11 protein-coding genes and 3 pseudogenes are annotated in these 17,809 nt (G+C 58.3%); 6 read left to right on the top strand and 8 right to left on the bottom strand.

Annotated elements, in window-relative coordinates:
- Positions 1 to 42: 42 nt before the first annotated feature.
- Positions 43 to 885, bottom strand: a complete 843-nt coding sequence (locus GPL20_RS11060; protein ID WP_157329552.1) for an IS3 family transposase — start codon at positions 883 to 885, stop codon at positions 43 to 45.
- 16 nt (positions 886 to 901) lie between these two features.
- Positions 902 to 1,168 (bottom strand): hypothetical protein, encoded by a 267-nt coding sequence (locus GPL20_RS11055; RefSeq protein WP_157329551.1) that lies wholly within the window; start codon positions 1,166 to 1,168, stop codon positions 902 to 904.
- 261 nt (positions 1,169 to 1,429) lie between these two features.
- Between GPL20_RS11055 and GPL20_RS40390 the strand changes: the two genes are divergently transcribed.
- Positions 1,430 to 1,747: a hypothetical protein gene (locus GPL20_RS40390; protein ID WP_488226128.1), complete on the top strand. Its 318-nt coding sequence runs from the start codon at positions 1,430 to 1,432 to the stop codon at positions 1,745 to 1,747.
- A gap of 386 nt (positions 1,748 to 2,133) precedes the next feature.
- Positions 2,134 to 2,976 (top strand): annotated as a pseudogene (locus GPL20_RS11040) (IS110 family RNA-guided transposase); the annotation flags it as partial.
- A 516-nt stretch (positions 2,977 to 3,492) separates the two neighbouring features.
- On the opposite strand, the gene GPL20_RS11035 reads toward GPL20_RS11040, so the two are convergent.
- The 3 genes from GPL20_RS11035 to GPL20_RS11025 form a co-directional block, all read right to left on the bottom strand.
- Positions 3,493 to 5,988, bottom strand: coding sequence for a CoA transferase (locus GPL20_RS11035; protein WP_157329549.1), 2,496 nt, complete (start codon positions 5,986 to 5,988; stop codon positions 3,493 to 3,495).
- A gap of 186 nt (positions 5,989 to 6,174) precedes the next feature.
- Positions 6,175 to 6,471, bottom strand: coding sequence for an AMP-binding enzyme (locus tag GPL20_RS11030; RefSeq protein ID WP_246250330.1), 297 nt, complete (start codon positions 6,469 to 6,471; stop codon positions 6,175 to 6,177).
- A gap of 1,382 nt (positions 6,472 to 7,853) precedes the next feature.
- Positions 7,854 to 8,696, bottom strand: coding sequence for an IS630 family transposase (locus tag GPL20_RS11025; RefSeq protein ID WP_157329547.1), 843 nt, complete (start codon positions 8,694 to 8,696; stop codon positions 7,854 to 7,856).
- On the opposite strand from GPL20_RS11025, the gene GPL20_RS11020 reads away from it, so the two are divergent.
- Positions 8,695 to 8,850: a hypothetical protein gene (locus GPL20_RS11020; RefSeq protein ID WP_157329546.1), complete on the top strand. Its 156-nt coding sequence runs from the start codon at positions 8,695 to 8,697 to the stop codon at positions 8,848 to 8,850. The genes GPL20_RS11025 and GPL20_RS11020 overlap by 2 nt on opposite strands.
- A gap of 9 nt (positions 8,851 to 8,859) precedes the next feature.
- Here the strand turns inward: GPL20_RS11020 and GPL20_RS11015 are convergent.
- From GPL20_RS11015 to GPL20_RS11005, 3 genes and pseudogenes are all read right to left on the bottom strand, one after another.
- Positions 8,860 to 9,919 (bottom strand): annotated as a pseudogene (locus tag GPL20_RS11015) (IS630 family transposase).
- A 405-nt stretch (positions 9,920 to 10,324) separates the two neighbouring features.
- The gene (locus GPL20_RS11010; RefSeq protein WP_157329545.1) at positions 10,325 to 11,737 is read right to left on the bottom strand and encodes an MATE family efflux transporter; all 1,413 of its coding nucleotides are present in this window, start codon (positions 11,735 to 11,737) and stop codon (positions 10,325 to 10,327) included.
- 821 nt (positions 11,738 to 12,558) lie between these two features.
- Positions 12,559 to 12,836, bottom strand: a pseudogene (locus GPL20_RS11005) (IS3 family transposase); the annotation flags it as partial.
- Between the two features lie 941 nt (positions 12,837 to 13,777).
- On the opposite strand from GPL20_RS11005, the gene GPL20_RS11000 reads away from it, so the two are divergent.
- The 3 genes from GPL20_RS11000 to GPL20_RS10990 all read left to right on the top strand — a co-directional run bounded on the left by GPL20_RS11000 (position 13,778) and on the right by GPL20_RS10990 (position 17,614).
- Positions 13,778 to 14,230: a hypothetical protein gene (locus tag GPL20_RS11000; RefSeq protein ID WP_157329544.1), complete on the top strand. Its 453-nt coding sequence runs from the start codon at positions 13,778 to 13,780 to the stop codon at positions 14,228 to 14,230.
- 110 nt (positions 14,231 to 14,340) lie between these two features.
- Entirely contained in the window at positions 14,341 to 15,696 is a 1,356-nt protein-coding gene (locus GPL20_RS10995) for an aminotransferase family protein (protein WP_157329543.1), read from the top strand.
- A gap of 922 nt (positions 15,697 to 16,618) precedes the next feature.
- Entirely contained in the window at positions 16,619 to 17,614 is a 996-nt protein-coding gene (locus GPL20_RS10990; protein ID WP_157329542.1) for a D-alanine--D-alanine ligase family protein, read from the top strand.
- Positions 17,615 to 17,809 lie beyond the last annotated feature (195 nt).

Raw genomic sequence — 17,809 nt, 5'->3', positions numbered from 1 at the left:
ATCGCTACGAGAAGGATCCGGACCGGCGTGTGCAGGACGCCATTACGCTCGTCTTCGACAAGATCGAGGAACTCGGGACCGCGCGGCAGGCGCTGCTGTGGTTCCATGAGCACGGCCTCGACCTACCAGCCAGTCGGCGAGGCCCGCGTGCAGCTCTTTGCCGTCGGCATAGAATTTGAGATAGACGTCCTCGTGCTTGAGGCTGCGCCACAGCCGTTCGATGAACACGTTGTCCATCCAGCGGCCGCGACCGTCCATCGAGATCCGAATGCCGGCGGCCTCCAGCACGCCGGTGAAGGCCGCGCTGGTGAACTGGCTGCCCTGATCGGTGTTGAAGATTTGCGGCTTGCCGAACCGCGCCAGCGCCTCCTCCAGGGCGTCGATGCAGAACGACACGTCCATCGTATTGGACAGGCGCCAGCTCAGCACGGCCCGGCTCGCCCAATCGATCACAGCCACCAGATAGAGGAAGCCGCGTCCGATCGGGATGTAGGTGATGTCGGTCGCCCAGACCTGGTTCGGCCGGTCGATGGTCATGCCGCGCAGCAGATAGGGATAGATCAGGTGCCCCGGCGCAGGCTTGCTGGTGCGCGGCTTCGGCCCCAGTGCCTCGATCCCCATCTTGCGCATCAGCCGCTGCACGCGCTTGCGGTTGATCGGAACGCCATCCTCGCTCAGCAGCCACGCCATCCGCCGCGAGCCCAGAAACGGCCGCGCGGTGAACAGTTCGTCGATCTGGCGCATCAGCGTCAGATCGTCGTCATTGGCCGGCTGCGGCGTCCGGTAAACGCCCGAGCGCGACAGCCCGAGCAGCCGGCACTGGTGGCGGATCGACAGCACGCCATGCGCGCGGTCGAGCTTCGCCCTGCGGTCCGGGACGCTCATCTTCCGGACCTCTTCGCTAAAAAATCCCGCTCCACGACCAACTGCCCGATCTTGGCATGCAGCTTCTCGATCTCACGGTCGCGACCAACGTCCGCCGCCTCCCCAGCGGGATCAAAAGCTCTGGCCGCCTGATCCAGCAGTTGCTTCTTCCAGGAATAAATCTGTTGGGATGCACCTCGTAGCGCTGCGCCAGATCGGCCACGCTCACCTGTTCACGCAGCGCCTCCAAAGCGATCTTCGCCTTCAGCGCCGCGTCGATCTTCCGTCTCGTCTTCTTCGTCATCGTCCGCTCCGTTTACCAAACGGAACGGCTACATTCCAACTAGGCTTCTGGTCCCAAATCCGGGGGCCACTTCAGGTCGCTACCGACCACAGCCGGTGCGGCGCGTCTACATCCCCAAAGCCGATAGTGGTAAGCGACCTCTCGGTGTGCCGGCGCTAGAGGACAAGGTTGTCCAAAGCGCCGTGGCCGAGATGTTGAGCGCCGTCTATGAGGCCGACTTCCTCGGGTTCTCCTACGGCTTCCGGCCGGGGCGGAATCCTCATGGCGCTTGATGCCCTGCATAGGGCAATCATGAGCCAGCGTGTGAACTGGGTGCTCGATGCCGGCATTCGCAGCTTCTTCGACTCGGTCGAGCACGAGTGTCTGCTGCGGATGGTGGCGCACAGGATCATCCTACGGCTCATCGAGCTGTGGCTGCGAGCTGGCGTTCTCGAGAGCGGCGAGAGGCAAGAGACGGACAGGGGGACGGCGCAGCCACAAAAGTCGGCGCATAGGCTGGCCGGAGTTCGAAACCCTGACAGCACGCTTTCGCCTGCCAACTGCACGCATCACTCGCACAGGGCGCAGGCGCGGATATGACGCGGGTTACTCTCAGCAAGAGTCGGGTGCGGAAAAGCCGCCCGCCCGGATCTGTGAGGGCAAAGCCAAATGGCCGAGCTAATCGATCACGATCGCATGGGGGGGCGATCTCAAGAGTTGCACGGAAAATCAAGTGACACACACATCTGCAACGATCATTTACAACGATTATTGACTCAATGTGTGCAAGGTTCGCCCTCCCGCTCAGCGGGCCTTGCAGATCCGCTCGCAGCAGCAGCGCCAGCGCGGCTTCAAGCTTTATTCCTTCCAGGCCCCGGAGGTGGAGTGCATCGGCAAGGGCAAAGCAGCCGCGCCTTAGGAGTTAATGGCATGGACCACGCTCGTTCTCAGCGGCAACATAGACGGCAAGAGAAGGAGCGCGTACCATGTCCCATACGAACATTGTCACGATCGGCATCGATCTAGGCAAGAACACATTCCATGTGGTGGGGTTCGATGCCACGGGTGCAATCATCCTACGCAAGAAACGATCGAGAAATCAGCTTGAGCAGTAGCTGGCTAATGTTCCGCCCTGCCTGATTGGAATGGAGGCCTGTGCAGGAGCACACCACCTCGCTCGCAAGCTCGAGAAATTAGGCCATCAAGTACGGCTCTTGCCGGCACAGTATGTGAAGCCATACCTCAAGGGCCACAAAAATGACTTCCGTGATGCCGAAGCCATCGCAGAGGCGTCGCAGCGCCCGACCATGCGCTTCGTCCCGTTGAAATCGGCCGAGCAACTTGACTTGCAGGCGCTGCACAGAGTTCGCAGTCGATTGGTGACGCAGAGAACCGCGGTCATCAATCAAATACGAGGTTTTTTGCTTGAGCGAGGGCTGGCAGTTCGGCAGGGAGCGGCAGCACTCCGATTGGCACTTCCACAAATTCTCTCGATGCTCTCGGATAACTTGTCGCCTCGAGTGGTTCGGCTCATTCAGGACCTGGCCGAAGACTGGCGCTTTCTCGAGCGGCGGGTCGCATCGATCACAAAGGAAATCGACGAACTCGCTGATCAAGACGCACACTGTCGGCGCCTGATGAGTGCGCCGGGTGTCGGACCAATCATCTCAAGTGCGATGATCGCCGCGATCGGAACTGGTGATGCCTTCCATAAGGGCCCCGACTTTGCAGCATGGCTTGGCCTCGTACCGAAACAAATCTCGACCGGCGATCGAACCATTCTCGGCCGCATATCGAGGCGTGGCAACCGGTACCTGCGAACGCTGTTCGGACACCTGAAGGCCGATGGTCACCTCGGCCGCTGCTACCTCAAAGGCCGCGCCCCGTCCCGCCCTTCGACTACTTTGTTTCCTGACCCGGATGCATTCGGCTTTGTTGCGCTTCCTGCGTCTGATCAGCGGACATCTTGAGCAATAGCGATGGAGCTGACGAGGCCTCCTGGTATTCAGAGCCTCATCATTGAGCTGTGGTTTGGGGGCGCTCGTTTCTCTTCGTCCAAGAGTATGGTGCGAGGGCCATCGACGAGCCATGACTTGGATACCTGCTCGCGGGCAGCGCTATGTCAATGAATCGTCTCTGATCGTGAGGCGTTCAGAAACGCTGCTTGCATTCGCGCATGATGCGAATGCAGTTTTTTTCGTATTCTTATCGCGCAAAGGCGTCAGCTTGCTGCGAGTGAATTGCTCGGTGACTTTGAAGCCATCCTTGTCGCACGCAGCTCAAATAAGGCCGACTACTCGCCAAGCTCCATCGTCGCGATGGTAAACACATGCGGGCTGGCCTCTTCAGCTAGGCAAATACTCGCGACTCCAGCTTTCGCTTACGGCGCCCGCAGCGAGCAAGGTATCTATTTCGGCGTCGGTGTATTGCAGACCCCGCAGGACTTGCCGCGTCGAGGCGCCGTATTTTTCTGCAGGAGATAACGTATAGATCTTTCCGGTCGTCGAGCGGACCGCGTAAGGATCAACCTGCGTTATGGTATGCCCGCTGGGATGGTCAATAAATCTTGAGAAGGAGTAGCTGCCCTGTTCAGTGCCCGCAGCACCATCCGCCGGCCTTGAATTTTGTAACCTTATGGTATCGAGATTTTCGCAAATTGCGGCACCGATACCAGCTGCATTAAATCTCGACAACCACTCCTCAGCGGAACCCTTGGCGATTGCCGCAGCAAGGAAACAGGCTCGGTCCGCCTTCGGCACATTGGCAAGCCCTTCAAGTCCCTCAATCGGCGCAAACCGAGGCAGATCGAGCTCGGAGGCGTTGAGCAGGAGAGTGCGACCAGAGGCCGTCTTATAGAGCCTGGTTAATGCATCATAGCCCTTGGCATCGATACCGGCGGGCTCATCGAATTGACCACGACCTTCATAGTCGTAGCAGAACGGTATCTGCAACAGGCTGGAGACTGCCGACAGCGACGTCCGAGCCCTTCCCACGTGATCGGTCCTGACCTTCTGGTACAGCGCGACAGCAATGCCCAAAGCCGCGCCTAATCCGCCTATTACGTCGATAGTACCCACATCAATGTATTCCTCGGGGGTCTCCGCTGAACCACCGGACCTTAGCATGATCCCGGTGGCCGCCTGGACATGGTTCTCATAGCCGAGATAATTGGTGCGCGGGCCGCGACGGACCCCGCCGAAGCAATCAAGCTGGCAGAAGATCGCGTCTGGATTGAGCGCTTTCAAGCCATTCAAGTCGAGCCCCATGCGTTTGACCTGCCGGTCAGGTGCATTCCAAACTACGACGTCCACCGACTTCACCAGCCTCTCAAATATCGTGCGGCCGCCGGATGAGCCGATATCCAGCAGAACCGAGCGCTTGCCGCGCATATGGGTGATGCCATAGATCACCGTAATCAAACAGTTGTAGAGCGGTGCCACCGGATCAATCTTGATCACCTCCGCCCCGAAGCGGGCAAGATAGCCTACTGAGTGCGGGCCAGCGATGACATTGCACATATCGAGAATTCGCACGCCATCGAGCCATCCCGCTGACGCTGCCGGAGGCCGATCCGCCCGATCTCTAGCAGACATTATCGAGAGGTCGGCGATTGCCTGGTCGAAGGAGACCCATTTTCGCGATGCTGGCTTCAGCATCGCTTCCCCACTTTCTTCCAGCCAGGCCATCGGTCCGGGCTGGGTCATCCGCCCATACACCGGATCGTCGACCTTGATCATTAGCCCTGCGCATTCTGCGTGATCATCGCAGATCCATTCCCGCAACCAACGCTGCGGCGCGCCGGGGATGCGGCTTTCCCCGAAGACGAGCTCCCATTCCTTTGCGGTTCGGGTCAGAAAGACAGCCTTCATCCGCCCGACGATCTCGTCCGCCCAGTGTTTCGGGAGAGTGGTCAGCGAGAAGTTGGATTGCCATTCGCGAACAGGAAGATAGATATCTGCTTCTTCTGTCAGACCGTCGGCTACCAGTTCATCGTATAGTCCCAGAACCTGCAAACAGCGCTCGGCATGATGTTTGTGGACCGGACAGAGGACGTAAAACATGCGTCCGTCCTTGCATTCGTAATTGCGGCAGAATGGATCGAGCAGCTCCTGGGTGGACTCGTACGAGAGGTCCATTGGCAAGCCCGCTTCGCGCCGCCGGTTGATCTCGCGCTCACGTTGTGACTGGTATCGCAGCGGAAGGTCCTCAATCCCGATCGAATTGTACGCAAGTCCCTCCATGACGGCGCATGCAAGAGGTACTTCGATCTGGTCGCCGACTCCGTTGCGCTCCCTCGCTTGCAGCGCCAGCACCGTGGCCGAAACCGCGAGCATCGCGCCATAGGCGGAGGCAAGAGGCAACGGCGAAAAAGATGGACTGACACCCATCAGTACGCGGCTCAGGCTTAGGCTAAACACGCCAGAGGATGCCGCGATCACCGATTCGAAAGCGCGCCAGTCGCGACGTAATTCATCGTTGGAAGCGAAGCCGGGGACGGACACGGTGATTAGGTCCGGGCGGGCCTTCCGCAGGGTGGTGAAGTCGATCCCGAGCCGGCGCAGCACTCCCGGGCGGAAGTTCTCGACAACGATGTCCGACTCCGCAATAAGCACTTGTGCCTGCGACACTCCCTCATCAGTCTTCATGTCGATCGAGACGATCAGCTTATTTCGATTGAGTGTAGCGTTGGCGGGGCTGTCCCAAAGGGGACCGGTTGGGGGGTCGATATGTACGACTGTGGCACCTAGATCGGCGAGGATCATTGCTACTGCCGGGCCGGCAATGTACTGGCCGAAATCGACGACCTTGACGCCGAAAAGAGGAAGGGTAGAACGTGGCATGGCTCTCTGGATCTCCTGAAAATTGGTGTCGACTCGATGGCGCAACGTCGGGTCGTCGTCGCGGTGTTTCTTTGGGCGCGCAAGTACCGAAGTGGCAACTGCGCGGGGGACGAAAACTGTAGGGTTGCGGTCAGTTTCAGCGCCAGCGCTTCTCTTCAGAGTCGTACGTACCGGCAAGCGAATCGCTCACGTCGATCTGCTCTCGTTTGAGGACTTTTTGTTGGAGGTGGTCCTAGGCAGCGTGGGAATGATGGCGATGTATCGCGGCACCTTGAATGGCGCCAAGTGCGCACGAGCATGATCGACAAGGAGCCATCCCCCATTGCCCAGCGTGACGTCGTTCCTAAGCTCGACGCAAATCTTGATTTCCTCGCCGCGCTTTAGATCACGAACAGGCACGGCGGGCCACCTCGGCAATCTCGGGAATCCCGCGAATGACCGCCTCCGCTCGTGTGCGGCGATATTCGCGCCCGAGCGACGCATCATGTCCTTCGTGCGCCCCACCAGCCAATGAAACACGAGTTCATCGCGACACATCAGACCACCAGTCCATATTCGTTAGATGTTTAGTCCATCTCAGAGTAGGTCGCACGCTCCCCGCGTTCGAATACGTCAACAGCTGTCGTTGAGCCGTGTGTCCTCGCCCGTAATGAAACCAGCTGTCCGACAGTTGTGGGCTCATACGCGGCTTCCAGCGCCTCGATCTTGCGCAGCGCGTTCGCGACGCGCTCTTTGCATCTGGCTTTGTGTCAAGTTTCTTGAAATCCTCATTGAAGAACCTTGGGGTTGAGAGAACAAGACCAGGTCTGCCAGCGGCAGCAGTTGACATCACTCTGCCGTCGCCCATCACCAAAGCTAGCGTCTGCCGCCGCCCATTTTCCAGACCCGACCTGCCCGTCCGGTGTAGGTGCGACGGATTGACTATTGATCACAGGGAAGTGTGAATGGGGTAATGCGCAACCCTTCATTCTCACCGTCCGAACGGCAGGGTGCGAACGCAGGACGAAGCGGTGCAACTCTCAAACCCTGTGCAACCCGTATGGTGAAGGCGTTGTGTCTAGAGCTTGGTAGTCCGTTTTTGGTAAGGGCATTCGTCCTGCACTAGAAGGAAGAAGGCGAGGCGCAGGGGATTGACTACTGTCATTTCTGCACCTTATCCTGTTGTGATAAGTAGAATCATGGCCTTCTTCGCAATTGTTGTTACATCATTAGCAAGGATCGAGGCACTACCTACTCTGGTGAGAAGGACTTGATAGTAATAGGATCGGTCGGGACGGCGGCTTGCGGCGGATGATGTCGCCGGGCCGACTCGACGACTAGCAGCCGTTATCCAACGCTCGTCCCTCACCAAATCGCGCCCGCGATTTACCGCGAGGCAGTCGGGAGATCGCTGCTACAACCACGCCGCCTTCGCTGAAACGAATGGTTTCGATTTGAGAACGTATTGTCGTCGAACGGCGGCGCATGTGATCAGCTTGATCGGCTCCGGCTGGAGGTCGGTGCCTGCCGATTAAGCGACCTGGTGGCCACAGCTCTGGAAGTTGCGGGATATATTCCGGCGACACGGAAAAGCCTTTCGGCAAGTCTGGTGAAGGGGCCGCATCGAGGGCGCTATCAGGGCAGCTCGGATGGCAGTGCTCGGCCGCCACGTCGAGCAGCCCTGGCACTTCGGCAATTCTGACTCTGGACAGTTTTTGGGCAATCGTGTGGCGCCACAGTCTGTTCGAGCCGACCGAATTGCGGCTTCGGCATAGACGACCAAAGCGCTCCGTCGAAGTTGCGCCAAGCGCTCGGCGAATTTAGCGCGATTGGCGAGATCGCCAAGAACTCCAGTTTGGGCCAGGCAATCGAAGGCGGCTTGCAGTTCATGCAGGGCGGAACAGCCGGGAGAGGACACGTACCGGCAGGAAGCAGCCGGGTCGGCGAGCAAGCGTGGTCGAGCGAGAGGTCCACCGCCGGGAAAGCCAAAGTCGCCTTTGTTGGATAACCCTTGCTTCGTGTGCTGCCGGGGCATTGTATCGGCAGAAGCTCTCGATGGAAGCAAGGATGTCATCAGCGGACTTGGTCAATCGGAATGGTTTTGGATCGTGAACGAGGTGACGTCCGCCCTGAGGGCGGCGACGATGCGATAGACGCCGGTAAGAAGGGCGAAGAAGCGCTCGACCTGATTGAGCCATGACGAACTGGTCGGGGTCAGGTGCACATGCCAACGTGGCCTTTTGGCCAGTGTGCGTGGCATAGTTATCCTTGACGAGATGGACGTCGAGCTCGCGCGGCGCGGCGGCCTCGATCTCGATGAGGAACTTGCGAAACTCGTCGGCGCGGTGGCGTCCATAGCACTTGCCGATGACCCGTCTGGTCGCAATGTCGAGGGCTGCGAACAGCGATGTGGTGCCGTGCCTCTTGCAGTCATGGCTCCTTCGGGCCGGCTGGCCGGGACGCATCGGCAGCATCGGCTGACTGCAGTCCAACGCCTGGATTGGCGATTTCTCATCCACACACAGAACGATGGCGTGCTCCGGCGGCGAGACGTAAAGGCCGACGACGTCGCGCACCTTGACCACGAAAATTCGCATCGGTCGAGCGCTTGAACTCTCCAGTAGCTGCGGCTGCAGCCCGAAGCCTCGCCAGATGCGGTGCACCGTCGACACCAACAGGCCGCTCAGAAGCTGCCCGGAGAACGCCACCCATTGGAGTTCTCGCGGCATGGCGAAGGCCGAGCGTCCGCACGGTCACGGCTTCGATGCGGGCATCCTCAATGGTATGCGGCGCGCCGGAACGCGGCTCGTCGTGCAACCCGGCCGCGCGCTGCTCCACAAAACGCCGCCGCCATTTGCCTACTGTCCCCCGCTCCAGGCCTAGTACCCGGAATCAGAGCTGAGTGATACGGCGGCCTTTGAACCGGCGTTGACGAACCTTTTCCTTGGTCCAGACGAAGGGCTCGGCTTTGTGGTTGTATGCGTTGACGTAGGCATCGATGTGGTCCTGAAGCTGCTTGAGGCTTGTGAAGGTGGTTCCGCTAAGCGACTGCCCCTGCAAGATCGAAAACCATACCTCGACCTGATTGAGCCAGGACGCGCTTGTCGGCGTGAAATTGCACGTTGGGGTGGGCCTTGAGCCAATGTTCGTTTTTCTTGTGGGTGTTGAGATTGTCGAGGACGACGTGAAGCTTTCGGCCCGGAAAGGCCGCGGTGACGCTGTTCATGAAGTCGAGAAATTCGACGCGGCGACGCCGTTTTGAATGAGCTGCGATGATCTTCCCGGTGGCGACTTCGAGTGCCGCAAACAGTGTTGTGGTGCCATGCCGCTTGTAATCGTGGCTCTGGCCGGTCAAGGCGCGGCCATTGGGCAGTTTCAGATAGCCCTGCGCTCGCTCCAAAGCCTGGATCGAGGGCTTCTCGTCCACGCATAGCACAATGGCCTTCGCGGGCGGGGCGACGTAGAGGCCAACAACATCGGCGGCTTTGGCCGTAAAGTCCGGGTCGTTGCTCTCGCACCAGGACTTGCGAGCCGCCAGGTTAATCTTGTGGCTGCGCAGGAACCGCCAGACATATTGGACGTCAACATCGCCCAGCGCCTCGGCCAGCAGAGGGCCGGTCCAGCGCGCAAACCCTTCCGGGGGCGGTTTGTCCAGCAGCCTCAGAATCCGCTTGTCGGTCGTCTTCGTATAGATCGGCTGCTTGCCAGGCCGCGGCTTGTCCTTCAGCCCTTCAAGACCATGGTCGGCATAGCGATACCGCCAAAGGCTGACAATCCGCGGCTGGACCCCAACTTCCTTGGCGATCGACCAGGTGCTGCGCCCGTCCGCCGCCAACAGAACTATCCGCGCCCGCTTCAAATCGCGCTGCAACGTCACCGGCGAGCGACAACACGCCTCAAGCACCTGGCGGTCTTTCCTCGAAAGGTGGACTTCTCTTGCTTCGGGTATCATCCCGATCTTGAATCACGACTCACGATCCAAGAAAAGTGGGTACTAGCTTATCTGTCGACTCCTTGTTTTGGCGGCCTTCCGCGCAGGTCAGCGCGATCCGGGCTCTCAGAGCCAGCGCCTGCGCCGGCTTCCGCGCATCGCCAGCGATTGAAGTTCGGCAAGCTGATCATCGCTCAATATCAAGGGCGCATGCTGGACCGCCATCAGATCCTCCATCGCTGTTACAGCCCCATTTCCGGCACGGCGACGCGAATCTACTGCGAATCTACGATTGCGAACTTGTGACTCGGGACACTAGCTCTACAAAGAAAACCCAGGACTGATCAAGCGTAGATCGTGCGGCCTACTCGGAACGGATACGCCGGTACCGGCGCTCGCCCGGTATGACACATCTTATACGCGCAGCTACCGGCCTTGAAGGCCGAGCCTACTGGCCAGCAGCAAGAAACGGAGCACGAGAAGCGCTGCGTACAATGTCGTTCCGATTGATAGGCCTACCCAGACGCCGATTGCGCCAAAGCCGATCTTTAAACCAAGCAGGCAGCTGAGCGAGAAGCCAACTAGCCAGTAACCAACTGCGGCGAAAAGGAGCGGGATCCGCGTGTCCTTCAACCCACGCAAGCTGGCCAGCGCGATGCTGTACACGGCAGTGGTGACGAAACAGCTTGCGCCAACCAAAATGAGGTCTGTGGTGAGATCAATTAGCGCGCCCGCTTGGTTTCCTAAAAAGAATTCGGCGATCTCGAAACGCGCAACTATAATCAGAATAGCCAGTATCGCGGACGTCACCGTGCCTAGCAGTATCGCGACCAAACCTGCCTTCTTGACGCCGGGACCATCGTTGCGGCCAAGAGCATAGCCAACGCGGACGTTAGCTGCCATGCTAATCCCGGTAGGGATCATGAACAGGATTGCTCCGACTTGGGCGGCGATCTGGTGGGCGGCAAGCGCTCTGGTGCTTATCATACCTATCAGGAGCGCAGCTGCTGACCAGATTGTGCCTTCCATGAGGAACGCAATGGAAACGGGGATTCCAATCACGATCAGCCTGCGCATTTGGGTCCAATCTGGCCGCCAGAGATGTGCAAGTACGTGGTAGTCACTGAATGGTCGTCGCGTGGTGACGAACCACAATCCGGCCAAAAAAGTCGCAAAGTTTACCAGCGTGGTCGCGAGACCTGCCCCGAACAGTTCCAGCTTCGGCAGACCCAGCTTCCCATGTATGAGCAGATAGACCAGCAGCGCATTGCACGGCACAGCCGCGAGCATGATCCATAAGATCGGCTGCGGCCGATGGACTGCGCCCATGAAACTACGGATCGCTAGAAACCAAAGCGCCGGGGCCAAGCCCCAAGTCAGTCCGACCAGATATTGTTGGGCGAGTCGGGCAGCATCCGGCGCTTGGCCGAGAGCAACTAGCATTTGTTCGCTGAGCAGCGGAAGCAGCATAATCGGGAGCGATAGCAGCAACGTGGCCCACAACCCCATGCGCACCGAGCGCCGTACTGAGGCTAGTTTACCAGCCCCAAACGCTTCTGCCGCAATAGTCGCGACCGCTGCTAGTAGGCCCATGCCGAAAGTTACGCAAACGGAATAGACTTTCACCGCCAGCCCTGCCGCGGCGACCGCCTCAGAGCTGAAATGCCCAATTAAGACCAGATCGGTGGTCGTCATTGCGATCTGCCCCAGCTGTGCTAGCGTCAGCGGCAACGCAAGTCGTGCGGTTTCGCGGAGCTCGATAACCAGGTGATCGCAAACGGCCGCCCCCGCCCGTGCGCGCTGCAAATATGTTAGCTTTGTCTTGGTTCTCTTGTCCATGCAATCCGTGCCGCCTAGTTGCCGCGGCGGGTCGATGATCGCTTGTTAAGCGAGAGAGTCCTCTTCCGCGCACGGATTTTGCGTTCGCCCAGTAACACAGGCTTATGCGTTACTGTGGGCAGTCGCGCAGAGATAAGGCGCGTCAGCTGCGTGAGCCACTCGAGAACTAGGGTCGGGGCCTTCCCAAAGAACGAGTATCTATTTAGCACATGACCAGCGCCCTTACCGCCGTCCCCAATTCTCGGCGAGACTTGCGCGCGTCGAAGATTCGAACCCAAGCAGCAAGCCCCAGCGGGTGATCACCGACATCAGATGATAGCTGCCTCGCGTCATGCGCGAGTCGCAATGGACTGAATTGCGGCGTCAGGAAAGCCGAATTCGCGCTACGCATGCGGTGGACCGTGACGACGACATTTCGTAAGCCATCTTGCGATTCCTTGCGAGACGATACCGGATGACAAGTCCTCTTCAAGGGTCGTGCCAACTGCGAGAGTCCACCTTTTCAGGCTCGTTTTCTCAATCGGACTCTGGTTACGAGCTCAACAAGATGTAGCAATTCCGACAAATGGTCTCAGAGGTGCTTCGGCTAATCATCTGGAATGTGCGTTGGTGACATGAAAGAGGACCGGGACCTCTGAAGGAAAGCGCTTGTGGCCGACAGATCAACGTTAGTACTGAGTAATTAGGAGCGGACGTACTTGGTCGGTCCGTCATCATCGTCCTGCCCAGTCGCCAATTCAGCCAAGTAAGTCTGTGGCTATTGAACTCGGCCGGCACGAACTGAACCGCCCCGGGGTTTGCCGGAGGCCATTTGGTTTTAGTTATGCCGCCATGGCCGGCTGTTCCAGCATGGCGTACGGCTTCGGCCGGCGGAATGTTGCCGATGGGCTCCAGCAGCCGCCGGTTGTTGAACCAATCCACCGATTCCAGGGTCGCGAACTCGACGGCCTCGAAGCTACGCCATGGCCCGCGCCGATGGATCACTTCGGCTTTGTAGAGACCGTTGATGGTTTCGGCGAGAGCGTTGTCATAGGCCGACGGACGGCTCGACACCAGCTTCAGCTAGGCGCTCGGTGTACTTGATGGATACGTATTGTGCCCAACTGGCGGCGAGGCGGCCCCGGCCCTCCGGTGCTCCGTCCAGGCATGCCGTAGCGCAGGCGTCGTGACCATGAGACAAGCAAAAGTTCTCTAGAGCAGATGTTGCACGGACGTGATCAAGAAACAGGCTGAGGTTAAAGTGATGGTGGGCGCAAGACGATGCCGCCGTCCATCAAAGCGAGAGCCGTCTGAAAGGAGCTTGAGCATGTCTCTTTTGCGCATGGCGTCGCGCAGGCGTTCACAAGATGATCTGCACAACTGATCAGGCGGAGCTGCTGCACCGCTTGTTCGTCGACATCGCACCACGTCGGGTCTTCCATCAAGAACGATGTGGTGTTGAGCTACTCCAGCTCGCGACAATGTAAGCCGGCCTCCTGACAGAGGGTTGTCGAATGGACCGTCGTGATAGCAGGCTTGCACCAAGTCAGGCGAGAGTCTGCGGAAGCGATTGTACCGCATCACGCCGGCGGCAGTAGCTGCCGGGCTTAGCTGCCTCGGGAATTGAAGGGTAACGCGCATTGAAGCGCTAGTCGACCGTCCCATGCACTGATCGTGGAGCTCGTGGCACGGCCGAGGAGTCCCAGTTCTGCTTGATTGGGAGCAAATTGATCAGAAACCAAGCTATTTCGCCTGCTAAACTATGGGCCGTGAGCGCAGCGTAAGATCCCCACTAATGCCGGATGGCGTTCGGTAGCCCGTTGACCAGGACCACCAGAACAGGTCGGTGCGCGCAGAGCGGCGGCATGTTAAACCAGCTAGTCAGTAGGAATGAGAACCGTCGCAGGTCCATTCGAGTCGTTTGATTGCGTCGAGCTGATGAAACCGGTCGGAACAACGGTCTTCGTAGTTGGCTGATGTCAATGGGCTTGAAGTAGCCGGCAAGACGACAATAGCAAAGTATGTGTTGCATCTGTGAATACATTCATTTCGATCTCGACCTTGGAGTTCCTGAAGCACGGTGTGACCTTGCCGAACAGCATCGGCTGTCGGGGCTTGGATGATTTGATCCAAGAGCCGGCGGCGGGGCACGACCGTGAGGCCGTCATCGAAATCAAAGAAGGTCGCCGACCTATGGCGCTTCACGTGGATGGCCGAGCCTCGTTGGTGGCGGTCGTTGGTCAAGGTACTGCTGCCTTGTTTTGTCGAGTCTTCGCGAGCAGTAATGCCAACGAGGTGCGGGGCGGCAGCTATCCGCTGCCGGGCGTGGGCGAACTCGACGGCATCCCAGCCTACGCATTTCGCGAGGCGGTCGAGCGTGAGCTGCATCTCGTGCGCGACCGCTTAGATGCTAGCGCTGTTCTACCGCTCCATTATCGGGAACCGTATGTTTGCAGGCTCCGAGCGAAAGCGACCTTCACCATGGTATCGTGGTATAGAGCATGGGCTTGTTGAGTGGCAAGCCGGCTAGTGGGTTGGCCATCTGCCGTGAATAATACTTTTCGTACGGGGGCATACCTGAGGTGCAAATTAGGCCGCTAACTTCGAGCGGCGATGGAGGCTGCTTGGCAGATATCCGTGTCCTCCCCTCGCGGACCGCCTATTCGATGCCGGGTGAACTTGGCGCGCGAATAGTCGGCGGCGATGGGCATTATCTCCTGGACTCCGATGGGACACGATATCTAGATGCGTCCTGCGGCTCCGGATCTCTCATCTTCGGTCATGGTGACAAAGAAATTATCGATGCGCTTTATGCTCAAAGCCGCAAGTTGACGCTTTTCCCTTCGCGGCATTTTAGCTCGGAGATCGTCGAGCGTTACGCGGGCCGATTGCTCGATTTTGGCCCCCCGGGCATGTCACGAGCAATCACTTTCAGCAGTGGCTCCGACGCGGTTGAAGCATCGCTTAAGTTGGCGATCCAGCATCATTTCGCCGCAGAGCGCCCTCAGCGGCGCAAGATCCTGGGACGCAACGCGTCCTATCATGGGAATACAATTGCGGGGCTCAGCGCGGGTGGGTTTGTCGCGCGCCGGAAGCCCTATGAGAGCGTGCTTGCGCCTTGCGCCAAGGCTTCTCACGCGCATTGCGTCGCATGCGAGTTCGGAGTTCAAGCTGAGACTTGCGGGGTACAATGTGCACAATCGATCGAAGATGCGATCCTCGAAGAAGGTCCGGAGAATGTCGCAGCTGTGATCGTCGAACCGATCGTTGGTGCCGCTCTGAGTGCTGGTCCGCCAGACCCACGGTATCTGCCGAGGATTTCGGAGATTTGCCGCCAGTATGACATACTTCTTATTCTTGACGAAGTCATGACTTGTTTTGCTCGTACGGGAACGCCGTTCGCATGCATGCACTGGAACGTCGAGCCTGATATCGTTGTCTGCGGAAAGGCAATCAGCGCTGGCTATTACCCATTGTCTGCTATTCTTGTGAATGATCGTGTGGTTCGTGGGCCGCTGGCCCGTGACAAGTATTTCCAGAACGGTCAGACATTTGCTTGCAGCCCTGCTGGTGCAGCCGTGGGACTGGCGGTCTTAGACCGGTTGGCAGATGGAAGCGTTGCTGCAAATGTGGCTCGCATGGGAGAGCTATTACGAGCTTCGCTCCGCAAGGAACTACCTAGTGTGTTGGTCGACAGAGTCCGCGGCATGGGGTTAATGGTCGGTTTCGACATCGGTAACAGGTTCAAGAGTTCGCGAACGCCTTCGTCTGATGGCTTCGGTGATCGATTTCAGCGCGCTGCGCTCAAACGTGGGTTGGTCATCTACGCCAGTAGTGGCGGTGCTGAAAGAGAGACGGGTGATCATGCGATGCTACTTCTGCCTTTGACAATTTCCGAACGCGAGGTACAGGAGGCGACGGCATGCCTTGTAGCCGCGGCGAACGATCTTCTCGAAACGGAGAGCAAAGCGCGCCCATGATTTCATCCGTGCAATGGCGGCTGATGCTCGGATCAACGATAGAGAAGATTTTACCCGTGTTGAAAGATCTCGCTCGCATTTCTTGGTGCTACTTTGGTCCCTTCAAAATTGCGTTAGATGGGACTTGTAGGAATCGTCGCCCTTTTCTTCCAAAGGCTGGGTATGAACAAAATTTGTTGAAGTTGATCGCGCGTTCGGCTGACTCTTCCCTGTTGGATCAGGACCAGAAGGATGGAGTCGGCGCCCGCACCCGAACTGTTAATGCGATCTCAGAGGCGTATGGTTGCGTTACAGCAACCGAGTGATCTTCCACTCCTTATCGCGGTACCGTCTCAACCCCGACCGGCGAGGAACGCCCCAGTTCTCTTCGGTGACTCGTATACAGGACTACCCGTGGTGGCTTTCGAGAAAGGGGGCTAGACGAGCATGATCTTTGATGCACACACCCGTCCCGCCGAAGGCGAACCTTGATCCTCTTAGGGTTCATTCATGTTCCTCTTACCTCTCTCCCAAAAATTCATTCCGTCTGTCCTATTGGGAGAATGCCGATCATTTGCGGCACTGGCACGATTTCTCGTGCCGATGCTGTTTCCCAGCTCACGGCCCGTTCCGCGTGTTCGATTCAAGCGTCGATGTAGGAAACGTGACGCGCTGAGATGCGGTAGTTCCGCCAGAGCGGCGCAAGACGTCCCCCTTAAGCGGGGTCCCCTCACGTTTTGTGGCACGCAGATTGCTTGATCCTGGGCCGTGGGGAAGGCTTGGCGATCTCCTTTCGAGAAAATTGCGGCTTGCCCGCACGATTGGACTCAATGCGTGGACGCCGTTCTCGTATTGGCAAGAGCGCAGTATGCAGGCGAGCTGTTTTCCTCAAGCGAGGCGTTCGAGCGGAAGAAAGCAGTGGGCGAACATCAAGGAGTAGTTCATGCGCGTAGCAGTGGTGTGGAACGAGCCAAGCGATCTCAATGCAACCATTCCGGATATACACCGCGCGACCATCACGAGTTTGATGAGGGCGCTGCAGGAAGGGGGCCACGAGACATTCCTGTGTGAAGGCGATAAAGGACTACTCACAACACTCGAGCGGTTCATGCCACTGGATCCGCAAGCCCGCCCCTCCGGAATGGTTTTCAACATGGCTTATGGAATTAAAGGTGAGTGGCGTTGCAGCCAGGTACCCACCTTACTTGAGATGGCAGGCATTCCGTATACGGGACCGAGTCCAGTCGCGGCGGCGTTGGAGCTTGACAAGGTCATCGCCAAGAAGCTCGTCCGCGATGACGGCGGCCCGACGCCGAATTTTCAGGTGATGCGTCGCGGAACCGAAAGCACCGGCGATCTGCGATTTCCGCTCATAGTGAAGCCACGTTACGAGGCTGTCAGCTCGGGGTTACAACTCGTACACGAGCCCACCCGTCTGAAGCAAGCCGTAGAAGAGATAGTCACGCATTACGGGCAGGATGCACTGGTCGAAGAATACATCGACGGACGGGAGATCTGCGTCGCATTGTTGGGAAATGAAGAGCTCGAGGTGTTACCTCTGGTGGAGCACGAATTCGGTGAGCGGGAGGTACGCCTTATCACCAGGGACGACAAGAATCATATCGGGGGCGCAGAGCCGCAGAAGGTCTGCCCTGCGCAAGTTGGGTGTGAGCTTACAACGATGTTGCGGGATATTTCGGTTGCGGCCTTCCGTACCTGCCTCGGCCGTGACTATGCCCGAGTCGACTTCCGGATTGATCGATCCGGCCAGCCTTTTTTTCTGGAGATAAACTTCAGTCCCTCTCTCAATGGTACGCACTCTTACGTCCGGGCTGCGACGGCCGCCGGATACAGCTTCTCGAAACTCGCAAATCGTATCCTCGATCTCGCATATAGGCGGCATTTCGGGATCGGCATCCCAGGGGCGAATAGCTGCTGAGGCACGAGAAATTGGCGAAGGCAACGGCTGGGTCGTCATGCTGCCGATAATCAAACGTGGAAGGCCGCTGAGCGATTGTGCCGCAGCATGGGGTCAGCACGCCAGCATCTAAATGGAAGGCGAAGTTACACGGTATGAGGTGTCGGATATCAAGCGCGCTTCCCAGCTACTCCTTCAGCGCCAAAATGGTCGTAC

This window comes from Bradyrhizobium cajani (assembly GCF_009759665.1).
Taxonomy (GTDB): domain Bacteria; phylum Pseudomonadota; class Alphaproteobacteria; order Rhizobiales; family Xanthobacteraceae; genus Bradyrhizobium; species Bradyrhizobium cajani.
This window is presented reverse-complemented; position numbering and strand designations above follow the sequence as displayed.

Bases quoted from the DNA above. Each gene is read 5' to 3' on its own strand.
- GPL20_RS11060 (WP_157329552.1), bottom strand. From the start codon at position 885: ATGAGCGTCCCGGACCGCAGGGCGAAGCTCGACCGCGCGCATGGCGTG.
- GPL20_RS11055 (WP_157329551.1), bottom strand. From the start codon at position 1,168: ATGACGAAGAAGACGAGACGGAAGATCGACGCGGCGCTGAAGGCGAAG.
- GPL20_RS40390 (WP_488226128.1), top strand. From the start codon at position 1,430: ATGGCGCTTGATGCCCTGCATAGGGCAATCATGAGCCAGCGTGTGAAC.
- GPL20_RS11035 (WP_157329549.1), bottom strand. From the start codon at position 5,988: ATGCCACGTTCTACCCTTCCTCTTTTCGGCGTCAAGGTCGTCGATTTC.
- GPL20_RS11030 (WP_246250330.1), bottom strand. From the start codon at position 6,471: ATGCGTCGCTCGGGCGCGAATATCGCCGCACACGAGCGGAGGCGGTCA.
- GPL20_RS11020 (WP_157329546.1), top strand. From the start codon at position 8,695: ATGGCGAAGGCCGAGCGTCCGCACGGTCACGGCTTCGATGCGGGCATC.
- GPL20_RS11025 (WP_157329547.1), bottom strand. From the start codon at position 8,696: ATGCCGCGAGAACTCCAATGGGTGGCGTTCTCCGGGCAGCTTCTGAGC.
- GPL20_RS11010 (WP_157329545.1), bottom strand. From the start codon at position 11,737: ATGGACAAGAGAACCAAGACAAAGCTAACATATTTGCAGCGCGCACGG.
- GPL20_RS10990 (WP_157329542.1), top strand. From the start codon at position 16,619: ATGCGCGTAGCAGTGGTGTGGAACGAGCCAAGCGATCTCAATGCAACC.